This is a genomic window from Yoonia sp. (assembly GCF_030731595.1).
Classification (GTDB): domain Bacteria; phylum Pseudomonadota; class Alphaproteobacteria; order Rhodobacterales; family Rhodobacteraceae; genus Yoonia.
Genome location: NZ_JANQTS010000052.1, coordinates 1 through 4,705, shown reverse-complemented (window position 1 = coordinate 4,705; position 4,705 = coordinate 1). Strand labels below are relative to the sequence as shown.

Genomic DNA, 4,705 nt, shown 5'->3' with positions numbered 1-4,705 from the left:
CGGCGATGCCTTTGCCGTTCTTGCGGGCGATGCAGACGCCTTCGTAGTTCTGCACACGGCTGCGTGTGCCTTCGGTCACTTTGTAACCGACGCGGATGGTGTCACCCGCTTTGAAATCGGGGATTTCTTTCCCCAGCGCAGCGATTTGCTCCGCTTCGATTTGTGCGATCAGGTCCATCTGACACGCTCCTTTATCTGGTACGGGTTGTCCCGCAGCGTTTCTTTGTGCCGTAGAGCTCTGTGTCGTTATCGGGTCCGGTCCTGCCGCCCGCCAGAGATGCGTCATCTTTGTTTTTTGTGGTTGTCCGGCCTGTCTGGTGAAGATGGATCAACGAAGACCCGTTCAATATCCAGTGGTTCCATAAACCAACACCCGGAATCAGCGATGCTGCCCGAGAATGCCGCTCAATAGGCGAAAGCCATGTTGTGATCAAGGGGGCAGTTGGGCTGCGCGCTAAGCGGGGGCATGGCTGGACAGATCATGTGACCGACCTGGGGCGGTATGACGACGCCCCAGCCTCACACCGCTGGCTTGGGTTTTGCTGCAAGTTCGGCGATCCGAAGGCACAAAGCCGTGGCCTGTGCCATGTCCTGCACCGAAACCCACTCCAGCGGCCCGTGAATGTTCTGCATCCCGGTGAACAGATTGGGGCAAGGCACGCCCATTTCCGTCAGGCGCGATCCATCTGTGCCGCCACGGATCGGCACGGATTTCTCTGGTATCTCCAGATCGGCAAGCGCCCTGCGCGCAAGGTCAACCGGCGTCATGTCGTTTTCCAGCCAGTACCGCATGTTGCGGTATTGCGGCGTGATCTCGCAATTGATCTGGGCACGCGGTTCGGTGGCCGCGATCGTTTCGCAAACCTGACGCAAGAGCGTACCTTTGGCTTCAAGCCCCGCCAATTCGAAGTCGCGCAGAATGAACCGCACCACCATCTCTGCCGCACTGCCCTTCATATCGACCACATGGATAAACCCTTGATGGCCGTCAGTCGTCTCGGGCGTGAGGCGCGACTGCGGCAGCGTGTCGACAATCTTTGACGCGAGGTGGATTGCGTTGACCAGCCGATCTTTTGCGTTGCCGGGGTGAATGGACACACCCTTGACTGTTACGACCGCAAAATCGGCCGAGAAAGTCTCATAAATCACTTCACCCAGTTCTTCGCCGTCAAAAGTATAAGCGAAATCTACACCCAGATCTTCGGGCAATCTTGCATCTACGCCGCGCCCGATCTCTTCGTCCGGTGTAAAGGCCACGCGGATCGTTGGCCGTTGGATTTGCGAATTCTCCAAAAGATGCTGCATGGCGGTCATGATGATCGCGATCCCTGCCTTGTCGTCAGCCCCCAGAAGGGTCAAGCCGGACGCTGTGACAATGTCATCGCCGACCTTTTTGGCCAGATAGGGAAACTCCTCTGGCGAAAGGCTTAGGTTCGGGTCGTCAGGAAAGGTGATCGTGCCGCCGTTGTAACCTGCGATCAGCCTTGGCTTGACACCTGATGCATTGAATTGCGGCGCTGTGTCGACATGCGCCAGAAAGCCAAGGGTCGGCCCTTCGACGGTTCCCGGGATCGTTGCGATCACAGTGCCATAGCTGGTCTTTGTGACGTCCGTTGCCCCAATCGCCGCCAATTCTTCGACCATTAGGTCCAGCATGCCGTGTTGGCTGGGCGTAGACGGGGCGGATTTGCTGTCCATATCCGATTGGCTGTCGATGGCGCAGTAGCGCAGAAGACGCGCTGTAAGCGCGGCGTTGAACTGGTTCATGAAGGGGCTCCTAGGCGGCTGGGAGAGAGGAGGCATGACTGCTGCACAAGTGTCAAGATGGGGGGCGGTGAAGTGGTGATTTGGAACAGCAAATCGGGTTGCCAGGCTTGGTGCGCTAACACCGGTCGCACTATCACTGATCCTGCTTGTGCGTTTTGTTTTCGCCGAAGGCCGCCCACAAATCGGGTCTTTTTTCCCGCGTAATCTTTTCCGCCATCTGACGCCGCCATTCCGCGATCTTGGCGTGGTTGCCTGACAACAGCACATCAGGGATCGCGCGTCCCTGCCAATCGGCGGGTTTGGTATACTGCGGATGCTCCAACAGTCCCGTTGAAAAGCTTTCCTCAACAGCACTTTCGGCATTGCCCAAAACACCCGGTAGCAGCCGCACGGTTGCGTCGATCATCGCTTGCGCTGCAATCTCGCCACCGGTCAGGACAAAATCCCCAAGGCTGACCTCTTGGATGTTGAAGTGCTCCAACACCCGCTCGTCCACGCCCTCAAAGCGGCCGCAAAGCATGGTGACCCCATCCATCCGCGCCCAGTTGCGCGCCATGGCCTGATCGAAACGCTTGCCGCGCGGCGACAGATAGACCAGCGGTACGATCCCCTTCGCCCCACGCCGCGCATCCATAATCGCGGCCTCCAGCACATCGGCGCGCAACACCATGCCCGCGCCGCCGCCCGCAGGCGTATCATCGACGTTGCGATGTTTGCCGATGCCGTAGTCGCGCAGGTTGTAGGTTTGCAACTGCCACAGCCCATCTTGCAGGGCTTTGCCTGTCAGGCTTTCGCCCAAGACGCCCGGAAAGGCTTGCGGGAACAGGGTGATCAACTGTGCTGTCCATGATCCGGCAATATCGGGCGTGTCGGTCATCAACTCGCGCGGTTTAAGCGTCGGGCGGACCGCGATGCGGCCAGCGGATCGGGACGGCTTATCTGTCATCGGAAGCAAACAGCCCGTCGGGCGGGTCGGCGATGATGCGCTTTGCGGCCAGATCGACGGTCGGCACAGCGGCTTGGGTGAAGGGCAACAGAACCGTCTCGGACTGGCCGGGGACAATCAGTTCAAGCAGATCGCCCGCGCCGTGGTCCATCACGTTCTTGACGGTGCCAAGCGTTGCGCCGCCTGTATCGAGTACGGTCAGGCCGATCAGGTCGGCATAGTAGTATTCATCATCCGGCAGTGACGGCATCGTAGCGCGTTCGGCATAAAGGCTGACATTGCGCAGGGCGTCCGCATCTTCCTTTGTGACAACGCCATCAAGACGCGCGGTAAAGCCGTTCTTGAGCTGGCCCGTCAGAACCACTTGGGCAAAGGCACGGCCCTCTTCGGTATAAAGCGGGGTGTAGTCGGCAATGGCCTGGGGGTCGGCGCAGAAGGATTTCAGCCGCACTTCGCCGTGTACCCCGAAGGACCCGCCAATAGCGCCGACGATGACACGGTCAGTCATTGGTCAGTTCCACTCCAACACAGATATTCTCGATCCATAGTCCACCGCCAGCTTCGCAGGTTTCTTGCCTGCTTTCACGTTCAAACAGCATGCCTGCCACAAAAGCAAACAGCACAAGAATGAACGTGCGCAACAAGCGGAACATGGGGTTTCCCTAAAGCGGGGTCGGGGTTGCCCGGGCGTGATACGCCGGACAACCCATCAAAGTGCAGTGCTTACTCTGCAGCGGCTTCTTCGGCTGCAGGTGCTTCCTCAACAGGTGCTTCTGCTGGCGCAGCTGCCGCTTCCGCTGCCGCAGCCGCTTTGGCCGCCTTTTCTTCAGCGCGCGCTTTCGCAGCTTTGCCAGGTGTGCCCTTCTTGAGGTTGACACGGTCTTTCTTTGGCATAACGCCAGCGGCTTCCAGCATACGGGCCACACGGTCGGTGGGCTGAGCGCCTTGGCCCAGCCAGTGCTGCACGCGCTCCATGTCCATTTTCACGCGCTCTTCGCTGTCTTTTGGCAGCATCGGTGCGTATGTGCCCAGCTTTTCGATAAAGCGGCCGTCACGTGGCATGCGGCTGTCGGCAGCCACGATTGCATAGTGAGGACGTTTCTTAGAGCCGCCACGGGCCAGTCGGATTTTCATAGCCATCAGATTTTCTCCTTAAAGATGGTTGTTAGTGTGGGTTTCACCCACCCTAGGATTGGTGTTGTTTGTGGTGTTGGATGACTTCCTGAATAATGAAATTCAGAAATTTCTTGGCAAATTCAGGGTCCAGATCGGCCCGTCTTGCAAGGTCGGTGAGCCGCGCGATCTGGGCTTCTTCACGCGCGGGGTCGGATGGGGGCAGGTCGTGTTCAGCCTTCAGCTTGCCCACGGCCTGAGTGTGTTTGAACCGCTCGCCCAAGGTATAGACGAGGATGGCATCAAGCCGGTCGATGCTTTCGCGGTGACCCTTGAGGATCTCGGCGGCGCGTGTGGTGGCGTCAGTCATGAGACACTCCTGTTGCCGGGGTGGGTATGGCGGTAGACAACGCAATCATCCGCTGGTGGTCGTGCAGCAGTCGGGTCTGGGATTGCACCCAAAGCTTCAGCAACGCGGATCGACGCCACATTCTCGGCGCTGATATAACTGACGATTGTTGTCAGTTCCGTCGTGGCGAAGGTGTAATCGAGCATGGCGCGTCCGGCTTCGACCGCAAACCCCTGTCCGGTGAAAGCGTCAAAGACAAACCAGCCACATTCAGGCTCTGGAAAATGGGGCGGATGTACAAGGCCCACACCACCGGCCAATGCGCCATCCAATTCAATTGCGAGTGTACCAAAGCCATAAAGCGCCCAAGTCGCCACGTCGTTTGTAAACCAGGTCCAAGCCTTATCGCGGTCAAGCGGGCCATCCATGTGAACAGCACGGTCGCTGGCCATGAACTTTGCATAGGCATCAAAGTCGGCCCGCTGGTAGGGGCGCAGCGTCAGCCGCTCGGTGTGCAGTGTCGGGATCAT

General features: G+C 58.6%; 8 protein-coding genes. All 8 read right to left on the bottom strand.

The window, feature by feature from the left end:
- Positions 1–178: 50S ribosomal protein L19 (locus NWQ23_RS05200; protein ID WP_306165193.1), on the bottom strand; the 178-nt coding region annotated here is incomplete at its 3' end.
- A 341-nt stretch (positions 179–519) separates the two neighbouring features.
- The gene (gene pepT, locus NWQ23_RS05195) at positions 520–1,767 is read right to left on the bottom strand and encodes a peptidase T (RefSeq protein WP_306165192.1); all 1,248 of its coding nucleotides are present in this window, start codon (positions 1,765–1,767) and stop codon (positions 520–522) included.
- Between the two features lie 133 nt (positions 1,768–1,900).
- A complete protein-coding gene (gene trmD / locus NWQ23_RS05190) occupies positions 1,901–2,713 on the bottom strand; it encodes a tRNA (guanosine(37)-N1)-methyltransferase TrmD (protein ID WP_306165191.1) in 813 nt (270 codons plus the stop codon).
- The gene (gene rimM / locus NWQ23_RS05185) at positions 2,703–3,221 is read right to left on the bottom strand and encodes a ribosome maturation factor RimM (RefSeq protein ID WP_306165190.1); all 519 of its coding nucleotides are present in this window, start codon (positions 3,219–3,221) and stop codon (positions 2,703–2,705) included. The genes trmD and rimM overlap by 11 nt, the downstream gene beginning before the upstream one ends.
- Positions 3,214–3,366 (bottom strand): hypothetical protein, encoded by a 153-nt coding sequence (locus NWQ23_RS05180; protein WP_306165189.1) that lies wholly within the window; start codon positions 3,364–3,366, stop codon positions 3,214–3,216. The genes rimM and NWQ23_RS05180 overlap by 8 nt, the downstream gene beginning before the upstream one ends.
- 70 nt (positions 3,367–3,436) lie before the next feature.
- Positions 3,437–3,853: a 30S ribosomal protein S16 gene (gene rpsP, locus NWQ23_RS05175; RefSeq protein ID WP_306165188.1), complete on the bottom strand. Its 417-nt coding sequence runs from the start codon at positions 3,851–3,853 to the stop codon at positions 3,437–3,439.
- Between the two features lie 46 nt (positions 3,854–3,899).
- Complete coding sequence (locus tag NWQ23_RS05170; protein ID WP_306165187.1) at positions 3,900–4,196, bottom strand: chorismate mutase; 297 nt, start codon at positions 4,194–4,196, stop codon at positions 3,900–3,902.
- Positions 4,193–4,705: GNAT family N-acetyltransferase (locus NWQ23_RS05165; RefSeq protein WP_306165186.1), on the bottom strand; the 513-nt coding region annotated here is incomplete at its 5' end. The genes NWQ23_RS05170 and NWQ23_RS05165, both read right to left, overlap by 4 nt.